We start from the raw sequence: 21,587 nt of genomic DNA, 5'->3' as shown, positions 1-21,587 counted from the left end.
GGTCCTAGCGAGCCGCGTCCTGGCGAACCGGTACGCTCTATGCGGAATGCAACAAGGCCTTGCGGACCAGATCGGCCGTGTTGCGGGCACCGAGTTTGCGCATGGCTTCGGCGCGATGGCTCTCGAACGTGCGCGGGCTGATGTTCATTCGCAGCGCGCCCTGCTTGTTGGAATAGCCGTCGCTGATCAGGCTGAGCACCTCGCGCTCGCGCTTGGTCAACGGCTTGCGGCCTGCCTCCGGCGCGAACATGACATCGGGCGTTCGGGCGCCTGCCGGCTTGTCGTCAAGCTGCGGCCTGAGATCGGTGGCCGGAATCGCATTCGGATAGAGATCGGAAATCTGCTTCAGCATCGCGGACACCCGCTCGGTCTGCTCGAGCGCGTTCTCGATCACCTGCCGCAGATAGACGCCGTTGCCGGGCGCGTGCGCGAACTGCTGACTGTGCTGTTTGAGCTCATTCATGTAGAGCAGCAGCGCCGTCACCGGCCCATTGAACTGCCGGACGATCGCCGCACCGGCGTCCGCGGTCACCTGCGTTCGCGGCACCGCGGCGCCCTGGGTCTCAGGCGGCTGTGCCTCGAGCGTCGCAGTTCCGCTCATCCATGTCGGAAGGCGGGCCTCGGCTCGGTTGTCATGTTGCGTCATAAGTATGGTTTACCGAAGGTGAACTTGTGGCCGCGTTAACGCGGGACTCCGTAGAACTACGGGTGACGCAACTGTGACCTCGGGCCCCGACCTGCGAAGCAGGCGCAGATTACCGCTGATTTGGCAACGAATCTCGCTTATTTGACTCGAATTACGGTATTCTTACGGGACGCTGGAGCGTTCCGTTCTTGTTATCCCGCAGGTGGATCTTTACCTTCCATAAGGGCCTTCCCGGGCGCATCCGCCGCTCGCTTTGGGTTGGATGGGCAGGATTTGCGTCGCCCATCGGACATCAAGGGCGCCGGAGCCGAAGGAATTTCTGCAGGAAGCGTCCCGAAAGAACGAACCTGAACCACCAAAACGCGATTCGCCGGGTCGACATCGACCAATCCCTCCGGACACCGGGATCGCGCCGGCTTACCGCAGGTTGGCCCACGTGCGTATGAGGCGGATCACATCGGCCCGGGCGGGCGCCGACAGCACCCGGTCAGGTAGACGGCGCCCGGTCAGGTAAATGTCAATTTACAGCCCCCGGGGTGCGCCCCGATGATCGCCGCCTCTCGATCAACAACAAAAGGGCGCGGCAATGAAGCGAGGGCGGAACGGACACTGGATCACGATTGCGGCGCTCGCCGCAGCATTGCTGGCCGGCACCGGCGCACGCGCTCAGACTGCGCCGACCGGCAATGCAGCGCCGACGTCGGACAACGCGATCATGGTCACCATCTTCTTCAAGCATGATCAGTCGCACCCGCTCAGCGAGTTGAATGCGCAGCTTGAACGGCAGGGCTTCTACAAGGCGTTCCCGCCCGAAGGTGTCGAGGTCGTGAGCTGGTACGTGATGATGGGGGTCGGCCAGGTGGTGACTTTGCGGCTGCCGGCCTCGCGGTTGCGCGAGGTCAACCGGGTCATCGAGAACAGCGCCTGGGGCGCCTATCGCACCGAATTCTATCCGACCTACGACTACAAGGCGGTCGGGATCGGCAATCACGAGAAGGCGAAGCAGTAACCAATCGCATTGTGAATTGAAGGCGCAGGCCGCACCCCGAAGTTGCCGGCTTTGATTCGGTCAGAACCAGCTCACCATTGGACCCAATCCGCTGGCTACGCGTGGGCCCGCGAGCGCTGGCTCAGCCGCTTCGCCAGTATCCGCAAATCCTCGGCGCGCCCGCTGCAAAGCAGCCGGCTGAATTCGTCGGGATCGATGGAGGCTGGCGGCAAATCGGCTGAGTTGCGTGCGATGCGGCGCAACCAGGTCAATCGGAAGAGGCGCTTGAGCATCTTCATGGTTGTTAGCCCCGATGAGCGTCTTTGTTAAATCGCGGTAATGAAATTTGGTTCCGCTCCTTGTGGTCGCCCGGCGCAAAATTTGGTTCAATGCCGTCAGGCGAGCAGCGCCTTGCGCCGTTGCACCCGCGCAATGGATCGGCCTACCGCGGCCTGATCCAGTGATCCGTCCTGCACTGCACCCGCGACCGCGGCGGCGATGCCGGCGATCGCCTGCTCCTGGTCGAGCAGGTTGTTGCCGATGCAGATCATGTCCATGCCGGCGGCGATCGCCTGCAGGCTGGCCGCGCTTGTGCCGAGTGCCTTCTGCAGCCCCTGCATTTGCATGTCGTCGGTGATCAGCAGCGTCTCGGGCAGCCGGCGGCGAAGCCGGCCTATTCCGGTCGGTGACAAAGTCATCGGGTGCCGGGCGTCCCACTGGCGGACAATGGCGTGGCTGACCAGCACCGCATCGCCGAAGACTTGCGGCGCCAGTATGTAGAACAGTTCTTCCTGCTCCGGCCGCAGCGCATCGGAAATGTCCATGAACTCCAGATGCGAATCGACGTGCGCGCCGCCGATGCCCGGATAATGCTTCAGGCAAAGCCCCACGCCTGCCTGCCGCGCCGCGGCGTCGACCAGGCGCGCATTGGCCGCGACCTCGCCGATATCGGACGAATAGGATCGTTTGATCTTGCCGATGTTGGGATTATCGGGATTGAAGTCGACGTCGATGACCGGCGCGAAATTGTAGCGGATGCCGAGCCGCCGCAACTCGCCATAGCTTGCAGCCAGGATCGTCTGCTTCTCCGCCTGCGCGAGCCGGTTGAAATCCTTCGCGCTCGGCAGCGGCTGAAAGCCGAGGCCCTCCTTCAGCCGGCGCACCAGACCGCCCTCCTGGTCGATGAAGACCAGCGGCTGCGACGGAAGGCCTGCGATCTCGGCGCACAGCGACTGCAGCTGCGCGGGCGAAGCGATGTTGTTGTCGTATTGCCGGGTCTGGCAGGAGTAATCGAACAGGATCACCCCACCGAGCCCGAATTGCGCGGCAAACTCCTCAAGCCAGCGCGGAATGACCTTGCCGTGGAAGCCGAGGATGAAAAGTTCGCCGACGGTCATGGCCGCTCGCTCTCGGATAGGCATGGAATCAACGCCGCACCCGAAGCAATAGCACGCTGCGGCGACGGTAAGAATATGACGCAAGCCGCGACCTCGACTGCGTTCCCCGCGCTCGCATCACTATGTTAAGAGACGAAGGCTTGCCTCGATCGCGCATGCCACAACACACAATATTTCGGAAACGCCCATGACAGCACCTTACGTCCCGCAAATGGCCCTCTACCGGCAATGGCTGAAGGACACGCGCGGCCTCGCGTTTGCGGATTTCGAGGCGATGCGGCGCTGGTCGGTCACCGACATCGACGCCTTCTGGCAGAGCGTCTGGGACTATTTCGACCTGCGCTCGCCGACGCCGCATTCGGCGGTGCTGGCCGAGCGCAAGATGCCGGGCGCGGTTTGGTTTCCCGGCGCCTCGGTGAATTACGCGCGCCAGGTTTTCCGGCACGTCGCGCCGGCGCATGCCGCCGGTCTGCCGGCCCTGATCTCGAGCGGCGAGGACGGCAAGCTGTCGGAGACCAGCTGGCCGGAGCTGCAGCGCAAATCGGCGGCGTTGGCGCTGCACCTGAAGGCCAATGGCGTCCGCGCCGGCGACCGCGTCGCGGCATACTTGCCGAACATCCCCGAGACCATCATCGCGTTTCTGGCGACCGCGAGCCTGGGCGCGATCTGGAGCGTCTGCGCGCCCGACATGGCGGCGCCCGCGGTGATCGATCGCTTCAAGCAGATCGAACCGAAAGTGCTGATCGCCTGCGACGCCGTGACCTATGCCGGCAAGCGCCATGACAGGAAGTCGGTAATCGAGGAATTGCGGCACGCGCTGCCGACGGTCGAGCACGTCATCCTGCACAGCGATGCCGCGCCGTCAGAGACACGATTGTCGTCCATCCTCGCGGGCCGGGGCGCGGAGATCGACGCCTTCGAGCCGGAATGGCTGCCGTTCGATCATCCGCTCTGGATCGTCTATTCCTCGGGCACCACGGGATTGCCGAAGCCGATCCTGCACAGCCATGGCGGCATCATCGTCGTGGCGCTGCCGCTCTCGACGCTGCACAACGACATCGGTTGCAGCTACCACCCGAATTCGTTCGGCGAGCGTTTCCATTGGTACTCGTCGACCGGCTGGATCATGTGGAATTGCCAGGCCAACGGCCTGCTCAACGGCACGACCTGCTGCATCTTCGACGGCAGCCCGGGCGGCACCAAGGACAAGCCGGACTGGACCACGCTGTGGCGCTTCGTCGCCGACGCCAAGGCGACTTTCTTCGGCGCCGGCGCGGCGTTCTTCGCCAATTGCACCAAGGCCGAGATCGATCTCGCAGAGGTCGGCGACCTCTCCGGCCTGCGCGCACTCGGCTCGACCGGCTCGCCGCTCTCAGCCGACACGCAAGCCTGGTTCAACGAACGCTTCGCCGCGCTTTCGAAGCGCAACGGCAACGCCGTGCAAGCCGACATGTGGTGGGCCAACATCTCCGGCGGCACCGATTTCGCCGGCGCCTTCATCGGCGGCAATCGCGAGCTGCCGCAGATGCCGGGCATCATGCAATGCCGCCTGCTCGGCTGCGCGGTCGATGCGTTCGACGAGCAGGGCCGCGCCGTGATCGACGAGGTCGGCGAGCTCGTCTGCACCGAGCCGCTGCCCTCGATGCCGCTGCGCTTCTGGAACGATCCCGGCAACGCGCGCTATCTGTCGAGCTATTTCGAGACCTATCCCGACAATTTCGACGGCAGCGGCCGCGGCCCGGTGTGGCGGCACGGCGACTGGCTCAAGATCAACCCCGACGGCTCCTGCGTGATCTACGGTCGCAGCGACGCCACCATCAACCGCCACGGCCTGCGAATGGGCACCAGCGAACTCTATTCGGCGATCGAGGCCTTGCCGGAGGTGCTGGATTCGATGGTCGTCGACCTCGAATATCTCGGCCGCGACAGCTACATGCCGCTGTTCGTGGTGCTGCGCGAGGGCATCGCATTGGATGCAACGATGAAGGCGAAGATCAACAAGGCGGTGGAAGCCGGACTGTCGCGCCGCTTCCTGCCCAACGACATCTTCGTCGTCGCGGAAATTCCGCGCACGCTATCCGGCAAGAAGCAGGAGCTGCCGGTCAAGAAGCTGCTGCTCGGCCATCCCCTCGAGAAGGTCATCAACCGCGACGCGATGGCCAATCCAGGCTGCCTCGACTGGTATCTCGATTTCGCCAAGGGCTATCTGAGCAGGCAGGCCGGCGCGGCGTAGGCGATCGCGCCGACGGTCAGCGCGGCCTGCCGCGCCACGGCGGCGGCGCGAGCGCGGCACGCAGGTGCTCCACGAAAGCCTGCGTGCGCCGGGCCCGCCCGCCGCGGCCCGGATTGAGCAGCGCAACGATATCGGCCGGCGGCAGGCGGAGGTTCGCGAGCACCCGCACCAGCCGGCCGGAGGCGAGATCCTCGGCGACATCCCACTCCGACCTGACAATCAGACCGTGATCCGCGAGCGCCCAGGCCTTCACGACCTCGCCGTCATTGCTCGACAGCATCGGCTCGATCCTGACGACATCAGGCTCCGCCGCGCCACGCCTGCGGGAAAACCGCCAGAGCGTCACGTCCTCCTCATTCTCGCGCAGCGCGATGCAATCATGCCCGCGCAGATCCTGCGGTCTCGCCGGCATTCCCTTGCGCTTCAGATAGTCCCGCGAGGCACAGAGCAAGCGCTCGTTGGGCGCAAGGCGCAGCAAGCGCAGCGTGGAATCCTTCAACGCGCCGATATGGATCATGACGTCCCACGCGCCCGCGGCAGCGCGCCCCGGCCGATCGGACAGCTCGAGCTCGACCGACACGTCGGGGTGACGGGATCGGAAGCGAGCTACGACCGGGGCGATGTAGCGGCGTCCGAAGCCGAGCGGCGCGAGAATCTTCAGATGGCCGGCGATGGTGCCGCGACGCGCCTGCAGCGCTTCCGTCAATTCCGTCGCCTCGTCGAGCAGCGCGCCGCCGCGCAGCACCAGCAGATCGCCCTCATCGGTCAGTGTCAGCCGCCGGGCCGAGCGGCTGACCAGTTGAACGCCCAGGCGCTGCTCGAGGTTCTGCAACCGCTGCGACACCGCCGATGGCGTGACGTCGAGCGCCCGTGCCGCGGCCGCCAGCGACCGGGCCGCGGCGATGGCCAGGAAGAAGCGGATATCGTCGGTCGCGAGCATTAAGTCGAAACTTAATCTAAGAATGACGTTCGGTAAATTGTGCTTGGCATGGAAACAGCTAGTCTTGCCGCATGTCATCAGCCCTTGCCTTGAACGCACCGCATCCGCTTGCCGGAATCGAGACGCCCTGCCTCGTGCTCGACGAAGACCGGATGCTGCACAACATCGCCCGCCTGAAGACGCGGCTGTCGCGACTCGGCGTGCCGCTGCGCCCGCATTTGAAGACCGCGAAATCCATTCCGGCGGCGCGCGCCGTGATGGACGGCCCGGGCGGCCCGGCGGCGGTCTCGACCCTGCAGGAAGCGGAGGTGTTTGCCGCGGCAGGCGTCAAGGACATCCTCTATGCGGTCGGCATCGCGCCGCAAAAACTCGATCGCGTCGCGGCGCTGCGGCGGCAGGGCGTGGACCTGTCCGTGGTGCTCGACAGCATTGAGCAGGCGACCGCCGTCACCGCGATGGCGCGCACGACGAACGACCGCATTCCCGTGCTGATCGAGATCGATTGCGACGGCCATCGCGCCGGCGTCGGCGCGCGCGACCCGCTGCTGGTCGAGATCGGCCGCACGCTGCATCAAGGCGGCGCAGAGTTGCGTGGCGTCATGGCACATGCCGGCGAATCCTATTCCTGCCGCAGCGTGCCGGCGTTGGAGCAGGCCGCCGAGCAGGAGCGCGCCGCGGCGGTCGCCTGCGCGGAAGCGTTGCGCGGAGCCGGACTGCCCTGCCCCGTGGTCAGCGTCGGCTCGACGCCGACAGCCCATTTCGCGCGCCGGCTCGATGGCGTCACCGAGGTGCGCGCCGGCGTCTTCGTGATGTTTGACCTCGTGATGGCCGGGATCGGGGTCTGCGCGGTCGAGGACATCGCGCTGTCGGTGCTCGCGACGGTGATCGGCCATCGCGCCGATCGCGGCTGGACCTTCATCGACGCCGGCTGGATGGCGCTGTCGCGCGATCGCGGCACCGCAAAGCAACCGGTCGACCAGGGCTACGGCATCGTCTGCGACATCGATGGACGGCCGTATCGCGACCTGATCGTGACCGAGACCAATCAGGAGCACGGCATCATCGCGCTCCGTCCCGGCAGCACCGCGCCGCAAGTTGCGCTGCCGGTCGGCGCGAAGGTGCGGATACTGCCGAACCATGCCTGCGCGACCGGAGCCCAGCACGACCGCTATCATGTCGTCGCCGCGGGCTCCGACTCGGTCAGGCAGTGGGAACGGTTTCGCGGATGGTAGGAGACGGAGCGCGCCCATGATCCGAGCCTATGACGCTGTTCTGTTCGATCTGCTGACCGCGCTGCTCGACAGCTGGACACTCTGGAACAAGGTCGCGGGCGCCGACGAAGCCGGGCTGCGCTGGCGCGCCGAGTATCTCAGGAACACCTACGCCACCGGACGCTATCGTCCCTATGAGGATCTGGTGGGCGAGGCGGCGCGCAATGTCGGGCTGCCGTTCGAACGGGCCGCGGAGCTCGGCGCGCGCTATGCGGAGCTGGATCCCTGGCCCGAGGTTCGCGACGTCCTGCAAACGCTGCATGACGCCGGCGTCGCGCTCGGCGTCGTGACGAACTGCTCGGAACGGCTCGGCCGCATCGCTGCCGATCGCCTCGGCGTCCCTCTCACCGTGTTCGTGACGGCCGAGCGCGCCGGCCATTACAAGCCGCAGCCAGAACCCTATCAGCTCGCGCTCGACGAACTGCCGGTCCCGGCCGATCGATGCCTGTTCGTCGCGGGATCGGGCTATGATCTGTTCGGCACGGCACGTGTGAACTTGCCGACTTGGTGGCATAATCGGGCCGCAATGAACCCGCCGGACGGGGCGCCCGCCCCGATCATGGTTCGCGACAGCCTTGCGACCCTGCCGGCTTTCGTGCTCGGTCGCGATTTGTCCGGCCCGCGCGCCTCTTGAGGACCGAATAGAGATGCCATCACCCAGCTACATCGACCCGCTCAACGGAAAGCTCTATCCGCTGGATGTCCCGCGCTGGTGCTCCGACGAGGGCAAGCCGCTGCTCGTCACGCCGCTGCCCGGCATCTCCCGCGACGACATCGAGCGCGGGACGCGGTCGCTGTGGCGCTACCGCGCAGCGCTGCCGGTCGAGATCAGGCAGCCGATCACGATGGGCGAAGGCTGCACGCCTGCGGTCGAGAAGCCGTGGGGCGAGTTGCGGCCGCATTTCAAGCTCGAATGGTTCAATCCGACCGCAAGCTTCAAGGATCGCGGCACCACGGTGATGCTGTCGTTCCTGCGCCAGCTCGGCGTCGACGCTGTGCTGGAGGACTCTTCCGGCAATGGCGGCGCGTCGGTCTCGGCCTATGGCGCGGCGGGCGGCATGCGGGTCAGGATCCTTGCACCGGCGACGACATCGCCGATGAAGGTGGCGCAGATGCACGCCTTCGGCGCCGACGTGCAGCTGGTCGAGGGCCCGCGCGAGGAATCCGAGGCGGAAGCGATCCGCCAGTCGAAGCAGATCTTCTACTCCAGCCACAACTGGCAGCCCTTCTTCCTGCAGGGCACCAAGTCGCTGGCCTACGAGATCTGGGAAGACTTTGGCTTCACCGCGCCCGACAACATCATCATGCCGGTCGGCGCCGGCAGCAGCCTGCTCGGCTGCTATATCGGCTTCAAGGAACTGCTTGCGGCCGGTCAGATCAAGAAATTGCCGCGGCTCTTTGCTGCTCAACCACTCAATTGCTCGCCGGTCGATGCCAGCTTTGCCGCCGGCGTCGAAACGCCGGTCGATCGCGCGGTCCACAAGACCATCGCCGAGGGCACCGCGATCAAGCATCCGCTGCGCCTGAAGCAGATGATCGCGGCGCTGAGGGAGAGCGGCGGCGGCACGGTCGCGATTCCCGAAGACGGCATCGTCGCCGCGCTGAAGCGGCTGGCGCGGAGCGGCCTGTTCGTCGAGCCGACCTCGGCCTCGGCCGCCGCGGCGCTCGACGTGCTGGAAGAACGCGGCGCGATCCGGCCGGCGGAGCGCACCGTCGTCATCATCAGTGGCACCGGGATCAAGGCAGCCGGGCTGATCACGGAGCTGCTGGGCAGCTAGTCAGGCGGTCGCTCCTGTGACGGCTGCGCGCGCCGGTGCCGCGTGCGCCCGCCCGATATTGTCGAGGAACTGTCGCACGCTTTCCCGCCAGGTAAAGGTCAGGGCGTGGGCGCGGCATTTTTCCCGCGGCACCAGCAGCGCGCCGAGCGCTGCACGACGCAGGTCGTGATCGAGACAGCCGCAGCCCGACTTGCCGATTACGTCGAGCGGTCCCATCACCGGAAACGCCGCAACCGGCAGGCCGCAAGCCAGCGCCTCGAGGATCACCATCCCGAACGTATCGGTCAGGCTTGGAAACACCATGACGTCGGCGGACGCATAGACGTCGGCGAGCGCCCGGCCCGTTCGCGTGCCGAGAAAATGCACCTGCGGAAACCGGGCCTGCAGACTGCCGCGCAGCGGGCCATCCCCGACCACGACCTTCGAGCCCGGCAGGTCGAGACCGAGAAAGGCGTCGAGATTCTTCTCGACTGCGACACGCCCGACATAGAGGAAAACCGGCGCCGGGAAGGCCAGCGGCCGCTCCGCGCGTGGACAGAACAGCTCGGCATCGACGCCGCGCGACCATGGCATCAACCTTCGGAAGCCATGTGCCCTCAGCGCCTGCTCGAGCGACGGCGAACCCACCATGATGCCGTCACCGCCATTGTGGAAACGGCGCAGCGCCGCGTAGCTCCACCGCAGCGGCACCGGCAGCCGCGCCGCGAGATATTCGGGAAAGCGCGTGTGATAGCTGGTGGTGAACGGATAGCCGCGCGTCTGGCAGACATGCCGGCTGATCCAGCCGATCGGACCTTCGGTCGCGATGTGCACCGAGTCCGGGCGCGCAGCCGCGATGGCGCGCGCGATCCGCCGGATCGTCGGCAGCGCGAGGCGGATCTCCGGATAACCCGGCAACGGCACGGTGCGAAAATCGGCCGGAGTCAGGAAGGTGATTTCCGCGCCAAGCGACGGCGCTTCGCTGGCGAGATATTCGAGCGAGCGGACCACGCCATTGATCTGCGGCCGCCAGGCGTCGGTTGCGACCAGCACGCGCATCAGGCGGCCGCCTGCACTAGCGGCGCGGGGGCTGGCGTATCCAGCGCTCCCTGCGCATCCGTCCATCGGACGATTTCAAACTGCCCGTCGTAGCGCTCGACCACACCGGTGCAGGATTCCACCCAATCCCCGGTGTTGATGTAGCGGACGCCGAAATCGTCGTGCAGCGCCGCGTGATGGATGTGGCCGCAGATCACGCCTTGAACATTGGTGCGCGCGGCCTCCGATGACAGCACCTCCTCGAACCGGCCGATGTGGTTGACCGCATTCTTGACCCGCAGTTTCGCCCAGGACGAGAACGACCAATAGCCGAAGCCAAACCGGCGCCTGATCCGGTTGAGCCAGACGTTGCAGGCCAGCGCGGCCCGATAGCCGACATCGCCGACCAGCGCGAGCCAGCGCGCATGGCGCACCACGAGATCATAATGATCGCCGTGAACCACGAGATAATCTCGGCCGTCGAGGCCACGATGGATCGCCCGCTCAGCAATTTCGACGCCGCCGAATGCCGCGCCGGCATAGTCACGCAGGAACTCGTCGTGATTGCCGGGAATGTAGATGAGGCGGTGACCTTGTTGCGCGAGCTCGATCAGCTCCCGCGCGACCGCATTGTGCGACGTCGGCCAGTACCAGCTCGAGCGCAGGCACCAGCCGTCGACGATGTCGCCGACCAGGAACACGGTTTCGGCATCATGGTGACGAAGGAAGTCGATCAACCGCTCGGCCTGGCATCCCCTGGTCCCGAGATGGACGTCGGAGACGAACAGGCTCCTGACCTTGACGACATCCCGCGGCGTGGCCTGCGTGGCGCCGGCGCGCACGCCATGCGACAGAGGATCGGCATTGCCGCCGTCCGGCCGGAACGCCGCCGCGATGGCCTCGGCCAATCCCGCGAGAAGCTTCGCGACATCGCGGCTGGCGCACCGCCTGAAGATCGAGCGATGCCAGTAGATGCCTGCGATAAGCACCAGCAGCGCGAACTCTGCCGCGCGATATCGCCCGCCGGACGCCGCGTGACCGAACTGATAGCTCGCGGCCAGGACCAGCAGTATCGCGGCAGCGCGCTCGAGCGCATCCGAGCCGGGCCGCAGGCGGGACAACAGGGCTCTCATGCACCTTCCTCCACCGTCAAGCGTGAGGGGAGCGCGAGCGGCGGCGCGACGCTCCGCGGCGCGAGCGAGCGCTTGTAGAAACGAAATCCCAGGAACAGCGCGACCTCCACGGCGATCAGGACGACCACCACCCAGAAGCCGAGGCTGACCGGATCATGGCCGCTGCCGCGCAGCGCATAGCCAAGACTGAGGAACGGCATGTTCCAGATCACGGTGCCGATCGCGGTCGCCATCACGAAGGCGCGCGGCTCGAGCTGCAGCACGCCGGCCGGCAGCGCGAGGTAAATCCGCACGGTGGGCAGGGTCTGACCGATCAGCGTCACCCAGAAATGATTGCCGCGATAGGCGTCGGTGAGCTGCTGGTAGAGCGACGGCCGCAGCAGCACGAACTTGCCGTAACGCGTCACCAGCCCTTCGATGCGCCGCGAGCCGAGCGCGCGGCCGAGCCCGTACCAGCCGATGGCGCCGACGACGGATCCCGCGCTGGTCGCGAGGATGGTCATCGCGAGCGTCGAGCCGTCGGGGACCGTCAACCCGAGCAGCATCAGCAGCACGTAGGACGGCAGCAGCGGAATGAACTTCTCGGCGACGGCGAGGCAGGCAACTCCTACCAGGCCGAAGTGCAGAAACATCGCGATCGTGCTCGACGTGTCCATGGCGCCCCGATCAAGCGTGAGAGTGGCGGCGGCTGATCCGGTACACGGACGCCGGAGGCAGGTTGCGGAACGTCTGCCCGATGCAGCTCGCCTGCAGATCGAGGCGATCCAGGATCGCGTCCGCGACCGGACAACGCGGTCCATAAGTGATCTGGTAGAACGCCCCGTCGGGGCGGAGATAGCCGAAGGCGGCGTGCAGGATGGTCGTGACTTTCTCCGGCGGCATCATGAGCAGCCCGAGGCCGCTGACGACCGCGCCGACCGGTGCCCCGTCGAACAGCTTCTCCCGCCGCAGCCAGGCCGCATCCATCCAGAGCACCCGCGCGCCCGGGAAGCGCCGCTGCAGCAGCGGGATGAATTCGGAGCCATACTCCACCAGCGTCAGATCTTGCTGCCTCACGCCGCGATTCAGCAACGCGCGGGTGAAGACGCCCGTGCCGGGGCCAAGCTCGATGACGGGGCCAGTGTCCGCGGTGATCTCCTGCGCCATCAGGGACGCGACGGCGGGCCCCGATGGCGCCACCGCGGCGACACGCAGCGGATTGCGCACCCAGGCGCGGAAGAACGGCAGGATGTCAGCGGCCGACATGCTGGTGCTCCCGCACAATCAGCGCCCAGCCGGTCCAGCGCCATGGATTCGTCAACAAGGCCATTCGCGTGTCTTTCGCATTGCAGGTACCCACCATCATGCGTGGAAGGCTCCCGCCGGTTGAGCAGTGCCGGTCGGTGATGGGACGTTTCGACCGCCCGATGCACGCCTCTGTCTCATGCGAAGCTTGCGCGAGCCTGTCGCGACTGCGCGCGCGTGCGAAATTTTGGCCTGCGACGCATTCACGCGGCGCAAACCGCAAGGTTGCCGCAATGAATGGGACATAAAGCCGGCAGATCGATGCAGAGGTAGAGACAACGAATGCGAGTGCTGTTGGTGGAGGACCAGCCGGACATGGTCGCGGCGCTGCGGGCGGCACTCGCGCGCCACGACATGCTGGTCGATCACGCGCCGGATCTTATGGAAGCCGAGGCGATTGCCGCGGCGGGAAGCTACGACGCGATCGTGCTCGACCGGCAATTGCCCGACGGCGACGGGCTGTCGCTGATTCCGAAATTGCGCGCGAGCGGCAATACCGTGCCGGTGCTGGTGCTGACTGCCCGCGGTGAGCTCGCCGATCGTGTCTCGGGCCTCGACAGCGGCGCCGACGATTATCTCGGCAAGCCGTTTGCGTTCGAGGAGTTGTTGGCGCGGCTGCGGGCGCTGTTGCGTCGGCCCGCCAATGTGCAGCAGCATGTCGTGCGGATCGGCCGCCTGGCGTTCGACTTCACCCATCGCGAGGCCAATGTCGACGGATGCCCCCTGGAGATGCCGCGTCGCGAACGGCTGGTGCTCGAGACGCTGATGCACCGGATGGGACGCATGGTGCAGCGCTCCGCGCTGATGGAGGCGGTCTACGGGCTCGACGACGACGTGCAGCCCAATGCGCTGGACAGTCATGTGTCGCGTTTGCGCCGCAGGCTCACGGAGGCCGACGCCGGCGTCACGATCAACGGCGTTCGCGGCCTCGGCTATGTGCTGCGAGAGATATCGTGAGCGTGCTGCGACCGCGATCCCTCACCTGGCGCCTGGTTGGGCGCCTCGCCGGCCTGCAAGCCGTCACGCTGACCCTTCTGATCCTGCTGATCGGAGCCGCCGCCATCGGGCTGCTGCGGGCGGGGCTCTTGATCGGCGAGTACGAAGGCAGCACGCTCGATACGCTGCGGGACGCCGTCACCCGCGACGAAGCCGGCGGACTGACGCTGCGCCAAACGCCGGAGCTGGCTGCCCTGCGCGCCGAGCACGCCGACCTCTGGTTCATCATCCGCGACATTGACGGACATCAGCTCGCCGAAGGTGCGGTGCCCGCGCAATTCGCGCCGATCGCGTCAAGCCTCGATCATGTCAGCGAGGCGCGGCTCAAATGGAATGCCGCGCAAGCCGCGCGGCCCGCGGGTCTCGTCAAATGGGTCGACACGCCTGCGGGACGGATCCAGATCTTGACCGGCACATACGGCCAGCTCTCGGTGTGGCGCGCGCTGGAGAGCACGCCGCTGCTGTTCCTCAATATGATCCTGCCGATCATCGTGCTGATGACGCTGGCGACGCTGGTCGCGACCCCGTTCGTGGTGCGCCGGGCCATGAAGGGCCTCGCAATGGTCGCGGCGCAGGCCGAACGCATCGACATCGACCAGCGCGGCGTGCAGCTGCCGCTCGACGAGGTCCCGGTCGAGATCACCCCGCTGGTCAAGGCCATCAATGCCGCGCTCGACCGCCTCGACAAGGGTTACGAACGCCACCGCCGCTTCCTCGCCGATGCCGCGCATGAGCTGCGCACGCCGATCGCTATCCTCTCGACACGGGTCGCTTCGCTGCGGGCTGGACCGGAGAAGACCCATCTGCTCGAAGACGCAACCCGGCTCAGCGTCATGGCGGGCCAGCTGCTGGACCTGCAGCGGCTCGACCAGCGCGCCGACACGTTCGGCCCGGTCGATCTCGTCGGCATCGCGCGGCAGGTCGTCCTCGACCTCGCGCCGCTGGCTTTCGCGGCGGGATACGAAATGTCGTTCGAACACGACGTCGAGAGAATCATGGTGACCGGCGACCAGACCTCGCTCGAACGCGCCCTCACCAATCTCGTGCAGAATGCCGTCGATCACGGGCAGCGGCGCGGCACGATCCTGGTTCGGGTGGGGGCAGCCGGCCGGATCGAGGTCTGCGACGATGGCGACGGCATTCCGCCCGACGAGCGCGAGCAGATCCTGGAGCCGTTCCGCCGGCTGCATCCCGGCGGGCGCGGCGCCGGTCTCGGCCTCGATCTGGTGCAGACCATCATGCGCCTGCATGGCGGCCGGATCGAGGTCGATCAGGCGCCGTCCGGCGGCGCCTGCATGCGCGTGGTGTTTCCAACGCTTCAGCCGGCGTGCTGATCGAGCAGCGGCGGCCACGACCAGAGCCGCTCCGATAAAATCGGAACGCGCTCTGGGCTCTCATCTTCACGAGCTTTTCTTATCGAGTTTGCTCGAAGACGCCTTAACCCGCCTTGCGCAGCCTCAGGGCCTCGTAGAACGCGGTCTCGAAGTTGATGTAGCCGATGAAGGATGTCGGATCGCCAAACGGCAGGATCTGCGTCGCCCAGAATCCGCCGAAGCCGTTCTGACGATCGATCCAGTAGAACAAATTGGCAAGACCGGCCCAGCCGAGCGCACCGGCGGGGCGGCCGGTCGGAGCTTGCTCGTCATTGATCATGAAGCTGAGCGCCCATGATTTCGACTGGCCGGGGAAGAACTCGGCGTCGTTGGCGAGCGAGGTGATCACGCCGGTGATCGCGGTGACCTTGTTGTTGCCGAGATGGTTCTTCTCCGCCATCCGCACGGTCTCGGCCTTCAGGACCCGGCCATGCCCGCCGGCGCCGTCGTTCAGCCACATCCGGATGAAGCGCATGTAGTCGCCGATCGTGCCGTAGAGCCCGTGGCCGCCCATATGGATCTCCGGATTGGCCGGCAGCTCGAAATCCATCGGCGTGAGCGAGCCGTCGGCGTTGCGGGCGTGAATGCCGGCGAGCTTGCGACGCATCGCGTCGGTGAGCTCGAAGGCCGTGTCCAGGATTCCGAGCGGCTCGAAGATCCGTGTCTTGAAGACCTCGCCGAGCCGGCGGCCGGCGATCGACTCGACGATCTGGCCGCACCAATCCATGTTGGTGCCGTACTCCCATCGCTCGCCGGGATCGAACAACAGCGGCGTCATCAACGAAGCCTTGGACGCCGTGATCACGCTGGGCTGCCCCTTCTCCTGCGCGAGGCGATTATAGGTGTGATTGATGAAGTCGTAGCCGAGGCCGGCGCTGTGGACCATCAACATGCGTGTCGTGATGTCGCGTTTCGGCGCACGCAGTCGCGGCTCGCCCTTGTCGTCGAAGCCCTCGATGACCTGGAGCTTGCCGAGGTCGGGCGCGTAGGTCTTGGCCGGCGCGTCGAGATCGAGCTTGCCTTCCTCGACGAGTTGCAGGACCGCCGTCCCGGTGATCGCCTTGGTGGTCGAGAAGATGGCAAACACACTGTCGGTCGTCATGTCCGCCGGTTGGTCGAGGCGGCGCTTGCCGGCCGCGCCTTCGTAGATGTTGCGGTGGCGGTCGGTCACCATGGCAACGACGCCGGGAACGCGCGGGTTGGATGTCACGACGCCGTCGAGAATCGCATCTGCTGCCGCACCAAAATTCGTGCTCATTGTCGTCCTCCGATATTCTGCTTTGTGATGTGATCGATCGTGGGCGGCGGCGCGGTCAGTGAAGACCGCGGCGCCGTATCCCGATCGGGCGCTACTGCATGGCAAAGCCCTGATAGCCGCTCGCGGCGACCTCGTCGCATTTCTGGCGATAGGTGCCGACGCCGCCGCAATAGGACAGCACCCGGCGCGGCTTGCCCTCGACATTCGAGCCGAGGTACCAGGAGTTGGTCTTGGCGATCAGCGTTGCGTTGGCGGTCTCGTCGTGATGCGCCACCCACTGATCCTCGGTATCCCTGGTCGGCTCGATCACGTTCAGGTTCTTGCCGCGCAAATACTTGATGCAATCGGCGATCCACTCGACCTGCTGCTGCAGGCAGGTGGTCATGTTGCAAAGCGCGGCCGATGGCGCGAGCGGCACCGCTGTCGTGAACAGGTTCGGATAGCCATGAACCTGCAAGCCCATCGTGGTGCGGATGTCCCTGCCCCAATCATCCTTCAGCGATCGCCCTTCGCGACCGCGGATGTCGATCCGCGTCAACGCCCCCGTTCCGGCGTCGAATCCGGTGGCCAGGATGATGACGTCGAACGCGTGCACCGTGCCATCGGCGGTCTGGATGCCCTCAGGCGTGATGCGGAGGATCGGATTGTTCTTGACACTGACGATCTCGACATTGGGACGGTGGAAGGCCTCGAGGAAATTGCTCTCCAACGGCACCCGGTGCGTGCCGAAGCCGTAATCGGACGGAATTAGCTGTTCGCACAGTTTGGGATCCCTGATCCGCTCACGCATCTTCTCGCGCACGAATTCGGTGATCTCGGCGTTGACGGCTTCGTCGAAGAACAGTTCGGCAAATGATGAGACCCACAATTTGAGCGATCCGTCATTCCAGCAGTCCTCAATCACCTGACGGCGCTGCTGCGGCGTCAGGTCGGCCCAGGCGTGCTCGAAATCGAATTCGAAGCCGGTGAATGTCTTCGGCAGCCGTTCGGTCAGGAATTTGAACTTCGACTTGTAGGCCTCGGCGTCCGCCGCGTCCCACTTCGGGTTCTTCATCGGGATGATGTATTGCGGGGTGCGGATGAACACCTTGAGATGACCGACCTCGCCGGCGATCGACTGGATCACCTGGATCCCTGTCGCGCCGTTGCCGACCACGCCGACGCGTTTGCCGGCAAGCTCGATGGGTCCCTTGGGCCAGCGCGCGGTGTGGAACAGCTCACCCTTGAATGTCTCCTGTCCCGGGAAGGACACGTGCGGGGCCGACAGCATGCCGCAGCAGGTGACCAGGAACTGTGCATCGATCACCTCGCCCTTGTCCGTCGCGACCTGCCATCGCTGCGTCGCCTCGTTGAAGTGTGCACTCTTCACCGTGGTGCCGAACTGGATGTCCTTCCTGAGGTCGAGGCGGTCGGCGACATAATTCAGCCAGCGCTCGATCTCCGGCTGGCCCGGGAACCGCTCGGTCCAGCTCCAGCCTTTGTACAGGTCCTCGGAGAACAGGTACTGATAGGTATGGCCTTCGGAATCGAAGCGAGCGCCGGGATAGCGGTTCCAGTACCAAGTGCCGCCGACGCTTGACCCGGCATCGATCGCCCTGACGCTCAGCCCCTGCTCGCGCAGGCGGAACAGTTGATAAAGACCGGCGACGCCGGCGCCGACGACCACGGCGTCGAGCTTGGTCGTTGCACGCGCACCATTGCTTCCATTCGACCTTGTGACGGTCTCGGTCATCGTTTCCTCCTGTTGTCTTGCTCGCACGCGCTCACACCCGCCGTGTCGCCGGGAGATGGTGCGTTGCGTCAATTGGGTCTTGGCCGCTGGCGCTGTCGCCGAGACGCAAAGCAGGCTACGGGCCGTTCGCCCCAGCGGCTTGGATGAAACCGACAATCTCTGGAACGCCGCCGTTCAATCGCGGCATCGGCCGTTGGTCGGCTTGGCAAACCGCGAAAGCGGCCTATCCTGCGCTCAGACGTCCGGCCAAGAAGAAGCGTCGACCACGCCACGGATCCAGGGAGGAGGCTCGCGCGATGGGCCAGTTGATCACGGTCGAGGAGCTGCCGCGCTACGCTCCCGGAGAGATGAAGCTGGACAGCGCCTCGGTCGGGAGGAGCGACTTCCGGCTGCGGATATTCCGCTATGAACCGTCGGACATCTGGGTTCCGCCGTCGGAAAACTTCCTGCTCGTGCTGTATCGCGACGGCGTGACGGCGATGAACCGGCGCGTCACCGGTGCGTGGAAGCAGGATCACGTCGGCCGCGGCGTCACATCGCTATTGACCCGCGCCGAGCCATCGAGCTGGCACTGGAAGAACGACATCGAGGTCACCCATTTCTATATCGCGCCTGCCCTCATGATGAAGACCGCGAGCGATGCCTTCGATCGCGACGCCGAAGCGGTCGAACTTCACGACCTGCTCAAGGCAGAAGATCCGATGCTGACCTGGATCAACGACCAGATGGTTCAGGAGGTCGCCGCAGGCGGCCCGGGCGGACGCCTCTGCTACGACGCGCTGGCGCTGCAAGCCAGCGTGCATATCCTGCGGAAATATGCGGCGATCGAGTTCAAGATGCCGTGCGCGCAAGGGCGCTTTCGCCCGGCGCATGCGCGGCTGATCGAGGACTATATCGAGCAGAACATCTTCCGGAACATCACGCTGGAGGAGCTGGCGAACATCTGCAATTGCACGCCGATCCAGTTCGCCCGCAAATTCCGCGCACATTACGGCACGCGGCCGCATGCCTATGTCCTGCGGCGCAAGGTGGAGCACGCGTGCCAGCATCTGCGCAAGGACCGCGTGGCGCTGAAGGAGATCGCGCTGCTGAGCGGCTTTGCCGATCAAAGCCATCTCAATCGCGTGTTCCGGCAGCACATGAACGTCACGCCGGCGGAATACCGCCGGCAGGTCTGCGAACGTTCCGCGCAGGGGTGAGACGGCAGGCCCGCGGCCCGGCTTACACCGGCGGCGGATTGAGCCGCGCGAACCCTTCCTGGATTCGGTAGGGGTAGTATGGATAGGCCGGCATCACCGCACTCGCTTTGTCGAGGCGCGCGATCTGCACTGCCGAGAGCGACCATCCGACTGCGCCGAGATTGTCACGCAGCTGCGTCTCATCGCGGGCGCCGAGGATCACCGAGGACACGCTTGGCCGCGTCAGCAGCCAGGCAATCGCGACCTGCGGCACGCTGCGGCCGGTCTCGCCGGCCACAACGTCCAGCGCGTCGACGATCGCGTACAGCTTCTCGTCATCGACCGCCGGCCCGAACTGCGCGGTCTCGTGCAAACGGCTGGTTTTCGGCAGCGGCTGCCCGCGCCTGATCTTGCCGGTGAGTCGGCCCCAGCCGAGCGGACTCCAGACCAGCGCGCCGACGCCCTGGTCGAGCGCGAGCGGCATCAGCTCCGATTCATAGTCGCGGCCGACCAGCGAGTAATACACCTGGTGCGCGACGTAGCGCGGCCAACCGTGCCGCTCGGCGACACCGAGCGATTTCATCAGGTGCCAGCCGGAGAAATTCGAGGCGCCGACGTAGCGCAGCTTGCCGGCGCGCACCAGGGCATCGAGCGTCGACAGCACCTCGTCGACCGGCGTGAAGGCATCGAAGGCGTGAAGCTGCAACAGGTCGATATAGTCGGTGTTGAGCCGCTTCAGCGCGGCGTCGACGGCCGCGACAAGACGATGGCGCGACGTGCCGGCATCGAGCGGACCGTCGCCCATCGGCAGGCCGGTCTTGGTCGAGATCAAGACCTTGTCGCGGCGGCCCTTGATCGCGGCGCCGAGGATCTCTTCCGACGCGCCGTTGGAATAGACATCGGCGGTGTCGAACAGATTGGCGCCGGCCTCGAGACAGATGTCGATCAGCCGCCGCGCCTCATCGATGCCGCTGCGGCCCCAGGCCGAGAACAGGGGTCCCTGGCCGCCGAACGTGCCGGTGCCGAAGCTGAGCACCGGGACCTTCAGGCCGGACGCGCCGAGATTGCGATAGTCCATGGTCATACTCCTTCAATAAGGTTCATTCGGCCGCGCACTGCGTGGCGAGGACGACCGGCCGGTCGAGGCGCAGGCTCCACAGCGCGAGCAAGAGTCCGACCGCGGTGATGACGGCGGCGACCAGCGGCAGCGCGCCGAGACCGAGGCCGCGATCGATGGCGACGCCGCCGGCCCAGGCGCCGAGCGCGTTGCCGAGATTGAAAGCCGCGATGTTCAGGCTGGAGGCCAGCGTCCGCCCTTCGACACCGGCGGCTTCCAGCACACGGAGCTGCAGCGGCGCGACGGTCGCGAACGCGGCGATGCCGAGAATGAACAGCAGCGCCACCGCCAGCGCCTTGATCGAGACCACCGCCGCCAGCACCACGAGCACGGCGGCGAGGCCGCCGAGCGACACCAGCAACGCCCGGGCAAGTCCCTTGTCGGCGAGCCGGCCGCCCGCGACGTTGCCGATCGCAAGGCCGGCGCCGAACACCAGGAGGATCGGCGACACCGCGGCGTCGGAGAATCCGGTGAGCCGGGTCAGGATCGGCTGCACATAGGTGAAGACCGCGAACAGGCCGCCGAAGCCGAACACCGTCATCGCAAGGCCAAGCAGCACCTGCGGGCGGCCGAGCACGGCGAGTTCATCGCGCAGCGGCGCGGGCTTGTCGTTGGCGCCGACATGGCCGGGCACCAGCATCGCCAGTACGATGAACGCGACCACGCCGATTACGGCGACCGCCCAGAACGCTGCGCGCCAGCCGAGCATCAGGCCGAACCAGGCGCCGAAGGGAACGCCGAGCAAGGTTGCGACCGTCAGCCCGATGAACATCGTGGCGATCGCCGACGCACGCTTGTCTTCCGGCACGAGGCTCGTCGCGACCACCGAGCCGACGCCGAAGAAGGTGCCGTGCGCCAGTGACGTGAGAATGCGCGCTGCCATCAGCAGTTCGTAGTTCGGCGCCAGCGCGCAGGCGGCGTTGCCGAGCGTGAAGATCGCCATCAGCGCCAGCAGCACCGCCTTGCGCGGCATCCGCCGCGTTCCGAGCGTCAGGATCGGCGCGCCGACGAACACGCCGAGCGCGTAGCCGGAAATCAGCAGCCCCGCCGCCGATACCGACACGTGCATGTCGGCGGCGACCTGCAGCAACAGGCCCATGATGAGGAATTCGGTGGTGCCGATGCCAAAGGCACCGGCGGTCAAGGCAAGGACTGCAGCAGGCATGTGTCGCTCCGGAGGGTGAGGATTCCGCAATGCGAGATAGCGGTCCGGGCGAGGAAGGATTAGAATGGCCGCAATCCAATC

Annotated in this window: 20 protein-coding genes; 8 read left to right on the top strand and 12 right to left on the bottom strand. The window is 66.0% G+C overall.

Translation table 11 applies throughout. The features are described from left to right. Positions 1-37: 37 nt before the first annotated feature. Positions 38-601, bottom strand: coding sequence for a helix-turn-helix transcriptional regulator (locus XH92_RS02440; protein WP_246788182.1), 564 nt, complete (start codon positions 599-601; stop codon positions 38-40). Between the two features lie 631 nt (positions 602-1,232). On the opposite strand from XH92_RS02440, the gene XH92_RS02435 reads away from it, so the two are divergent. After that, positions 1,233-1,655 carry a hypothetical protein gene (locus XH92_RS02435; RefSeq protein ID WP_194457808.1) on the top strand — a complete coding sequence of 141 codons (423 nt, stop codon included), beginning with the start codon at positions 1,233-1,235 and terminating at the stop codon, positions 1,653-1,655. A 95-nt stretch (positions 1,656-1,750) separates the two neighbouring features. Here XH92_RS02435 and XH92_RS02430 read toward each other — a convergent pair whose 3' ends face one another. Beyond that, positions 1,751-1,933 (bottom strand): hypothetical protein, encoded by a 183-nt coding sequence (locus tag XH92_RS02430; RefSeq protein WP_194457807.1) that lies wholly within the window; start codon positions 1,931-1,933, stop codon positions 1,751-1,753. 96 nt (positions 1,934-2,029) lie between these two features. Then, positions 2,030-3,031, bottom strand: a complete 1,002-nt coding sequence (locus XH92_RS02425; RefSeq protein WP_194457806.1) for a glycoside hydrolase family 3 protein — start codon at positions 3,029-3,031, stop codon at positions 2,030-2,032. Positions 3,032-3,218: 187 nt separating this feature from the next. On the opposite strand from XH92_RS02425, the gene XH92_RS02420 reads away from it, so the two are divergent. After that, positions 3,219-5,264 (top strand): acetoacetate--CoA ligase, encoded by a 2,046-nt coding sequence (locus XH92_RS02420; protein WP_194457805.1) that lies wholly within the window; start codon positions 3,219-3,221, stop codon positions 5,262-5,264. Positions 5,265-5,280: 16 nt separating this feature from the next. Here XH92_RS02420 and XH92_RS02415 read toward each other — a convergent pair whose 3' ends face one another. Continuing rightward, positions 5,281-6,204, bottom strand: a complete 924-nt coding sequence (locus tag XH92_RS02415; protein WP_194461071.1) for a LysR substrate-binding domain-containing protein — start codon at positions 6,202-6,204, stop codon at positions 5,281-5,283. Between the two features lie 71 nt (positions 6,205-6,275). Here XH92_RS02415 and XH92_RS02410 point away from each other — a divergent pair, with 71 nt between their 5' ends. The 3 genes from XH92_RS02410 to XH92_RS02400 are packed head-to-tail and all read left to right on the top strand — an operon-like array spanning position 6,276 to position 9,253. Beyond that, the gene (locus tag XH92_RS02410; protein WP_194457804.1) at positions 6,276-7,436 is read left to right on the top strand and encodes a DSD1 family PLP-dependent enzyme; all 1,161 of its coding nucleotides are present in this window, start codon (positions 6,276-6,278) and stop codon (positions 7,434-7,436) included. 16 nt (positions 7,437-7,452) lie between these two features. Next, positions 7,453-8,109, top strand: coding sequence for an HAD-IA family hydrolase (locus tag XH92_RS02405; protein WP_194457803.1), 657 nt, complete (start codon positions 7,453-7,455; stop codon positions 8,107-8,109). 13 nt (positions 8,110-8,122) lie between these two features. Then, positions 8,123-9,253, top strand: coding sequence for a threonine synthase (locus XH92_RS02400; RefSeq protein WP_194457802.1), 1,131 nt, complete (start codon positions 8,123-8,125; stop codon positions 9,251-9,253). On the opposite strand, the gene XH92_RS02395 is transcribed toward XH92_RS02400, so the two are convergent. From XH92_RS02395 to XH92_RS02380, 4 genes are all read right to left on the bottom strand, one after another. Then, complete coding sequence (locus tag XH92_RS02395; RefSeq protein ID WP_305825866.1) at positions 9,254-10,291, bottom strand: glycosyltransferase family 1 protein; 1,038 nt, start codon at positions 10,289-10,291, stop codon at positions 9,254-9,256. Continuing rightward, entirely contained in the window at positions 10,291-11,124 is an 834-nt protein-coding gene (locus XH92_RS02390; RefSeq protein ID WP_246788645.1) for a UDP-2,3-diacylglucosamine diphosphatase, read from the bottom strand. The genes XH92_RS02395 and XH92_RS02390 overlap by 1 nt, the downstream gene beginning before the upstream one ends. A 275-nt stretch (positions 11,125-11,399) precedes the next feature. Further along, positions 11,400-12,059 (bottom strand): DedA family protein, encoded by a 660-nt coding sequence (locus XH92_RS02385; protein ID WP_194457801.1) that lies wholly within the window; start codon positions 12,057-12,059, stop codon positions 11,400-11,402. 10 nt (positions 12,060-12,069) lie between these two features. After that, positions 12,070-12,648, bottom strand: coding sequence for a class I SAM-dependent methyltransferase (locus XH92_RS02380; RefSeq protein WP_194457800.1), 579 nt, complete (start codon positions 12,646-12,648; stop codon positions 12,070-12,072). A gap of 321 nt (positions 12,649-12,969) precedes the next feature. Between XH92_RS02380 and XH92_RS02375 the strand changes: the two genes are divergently transcribed. Next, a complete protein-coding gene (locus XH92_RS02375; RefSeq protein WP_194457799.1) occupies positions 12,970-13,644 on the top strand; it encodes a response regulator transcription factor in 675 nt (224 codons plus the stop codon). Between the two features lie 5 nt (positions 13,645-13,649). Beyond that, positions 13,650-15,017, top strand: coding sequence for a HAMP domain-containing sensor histidine kinase (locus XH92_RS02370; protein ID WP_194461068.1), 1,368 nt, complete (start codon positions 13,650-13,652; stop codon positions 15,015-15,017). Between the two features lie 103 nt (positions 15,018-15,120). On the opposite strand, the gene XH92_RS02365 is transcribed toward XH92_RS02370, so the two are convergent. Together XH92_RS02365 and XH92_RS02360 are read right to left on the bottom strand one after the other, a co-directional pair. Further along, positions 15,121-16,314, bottom strand: a complete 1,194-nt coding sequence (locus XH92_RS02365; RefSeq protein WP_194457798.1) for a serine hydrolase — start codon at positions 16,312-16,314, stop codon at positions 15,121-15,123. A gap of 91 nt (positions 16,315-16,405) precedes the next feature. Beyond that, the gene (locus XH92_RS02360; protein WP_194457797.1) at positions 16,406-18,046 is read right to left on the bottom strand and encodes an NAD(P)/FAD-dependent oxidoreductase; all 1,641 of its coding nucleotides are present in this window, start codon (positions 18,044-18,046) and stop codon (positions 16,406-16,408) included. 296 nt (positions 18,047-18,342) lie between these two features. Here XH92_RS02360 and XH92_RS02355 point away from each other — a divergent pair, with 296 nt between their 5' ends. Then, positions 18,343-19,245, top strand: coding sequence for a helix-turn-helix transcriptional regulator (locus XH92_RS02355; RefSeq protein ID WP_194457796.1), 903 nt, complete (start codon positions 18,343-18,345; stop codon positions 19,243-19,245). Between the two features lie 22 nt (positions 19,246-19,267). On the opposite strand, the gene XH92_RS02350 is transcribed toward XH92_RS02355, so the two are convergent. Together XH92_RS02350 and XH92_RS02345 are read right to left on the bottom strand one after the other, a co-directional pair. After that, entirely contained in the window at positions 19,268-20,302 is a 1,035-nt protein-coding gene (locus XH92_RS02350) for an aldo/keto reductase (protein ID WP_194457795.1), read from the bottom strand. Positions 20,303-20,324: 22 nt separating this feature from the next. Continuing rightward, complete coding sequence (locus XH92_RS02345; protein ID WP_194457794.1) at positions 20,325-21,506, bottom strand: MFS transporter; 1,182 nt, start codon at positions 21,504-21,506, stop codon at positions 20,325-20,327. Positions 21,507-21,587 lie beyond the last annotated feature (81 nt).

This window comes from Bradyrhizobium sp. CCBAU 53421 (genome assembly GCF_015291625.1).
GTDB lineage: Bacteria > Pseudomonadota > Alphaproteobacteria > Rhizobiales > Xanthobacteraceae > Bradyrhizobium.
Note: the sequence above shows the minus strand (reverse complement) of the source record. Positions and strands in the feature narration are given on the sequence as shown.

Excerpts from the sequence above, each read along its gene's own strand:
- XH92_RS02440 (WP_246788182.1), bottom strand. The coding sequence starts at position 601 with ATGAGCGGAACTGCGACGCTCGAGGCACAGCCGCCTGAGACCCAGGGC.
- XH92_RS02435 (WP_194457808.1), top strand. The coding sequence starts at position 1,233 with ATGAAGCGAGGGCGGAACGGACACTGGATCACGATTGCGGCGCTCGCC.
- XH92_RS02430 (WP_194457807.1), bottom strand. The coding sequence starts at position 1,933 with ATGAAGATGCTCAAGCGCCTCTTCCGATTGACCTGGTTGCGCCGCATC.
- XH92_RS02425 (WP_194457806.1), bottom strand. The coding sequence starts at position 3,031 with ATGACCGTCGGCGAACTTTTCATCCTCGGCTTCCACGGCAAGGTCATT.
- XH92_RS02420 (WP_194457805.1), top strand. The coding sequence starts at position 3,219 with ATGACAGCACCTTACGTCCCGCAAATGGCCCTCTACCGGCAATGGCTG.
- XH92_RS02415 (WP_194461071.1), bottom strand. The coding sequence starts at position 6,204 with ATGCTCGCGACCGACGATATCCGCTTCTTCCTGGCCATCGCCGCGGCC.
- XH92_RS02410 (WP_194457804.1), top strand. The coding sequence starts at position 6,276 with ATGTCATCAGCCCTTGCCTTGAACGCACCGCATCCGCTTGCCGGAATC.
- XH92_RS02405 (WP_194457803.1), top strand. The coding sequence starts at position 7,453 with ATGATCCGAGCCTATGACGCTGTTCTGTTCGATCTGCTGACCGCGCTG.
- XH92_RS02400 (WP_194457802.1), top strand. The coding sequence starts at position 8,123 with ATGCCATCACCCAGCTACATCGACCCGCTCAACGGAAAGCTCTATCCG.
- XH92_RS02395 (WP_305825866.1), bottom strand. The coding sequence starts at position 10,291 with ATGCGCGTGCTGGTCGCAACCGACGCCTGGCGGCCGCAGATCAATGGC.
- XH92_RS02385 (WP_194457801.1), bottom strand. The coding sequence starts at position 12,059 with ATGGACACGTCGAGCACGATCGCGATGTTTCTGCACTTCGGCCTGGTA.
- XH92_RS02380 (WP_194457800.1), bottom strand. The coding sequence starts at position 12,648 with ATGTCGGCCGCTGACATCCTGCCGTTCTTCCGCGCCTGGGTGCGCAAT.
- XH92_RS02375 (WP_194457799.1), top strand. The coding sequence starts at position 12,970 with ATGCGAGTGCTGTTGGTGGAGGACCAGCCGGACATGGTCGCGGCGCTG.
- XH92_RS02365 (WP_194457798.1), bottom strand. The coding sequence starts at position 16,314 with ATGAGCACGAATTTTGGTGCGGCAGCAGATGCGATTCTCGACGGCGTC.
- XH92_RS02360 (WP_194457797.1), bottom strand. The coding sequence starts at position 18,046 with ATGACCGAGACCGTCACAAGGTCGAATGGAAGCAATGGTGCGCGTGCA.
- XH92_RS02355 (WP_194457796.1), top strand. The coding sequence starts at position 18,343 with ATGGGCCAGTTGATCACGGTCGAGGAGCTGCCGCGCTACGCTCCCGGA.
- XH92_RS02350 (WP_194457795.1), bottom strand. The coding sequence starts at position 20,302 with ATGGACTATCGCAATCTCGGCGCGTCCGGCCTGAAGGTCCCGGTGCTC.
- XH92_RS02345 (WP_194457794.1), bottom strand. The coding sequence starts at position 21,506 with ATGCCTGCTGCAGTCCTTGCCTTGACCGCCGGTGCCTTTGGCATCGGC.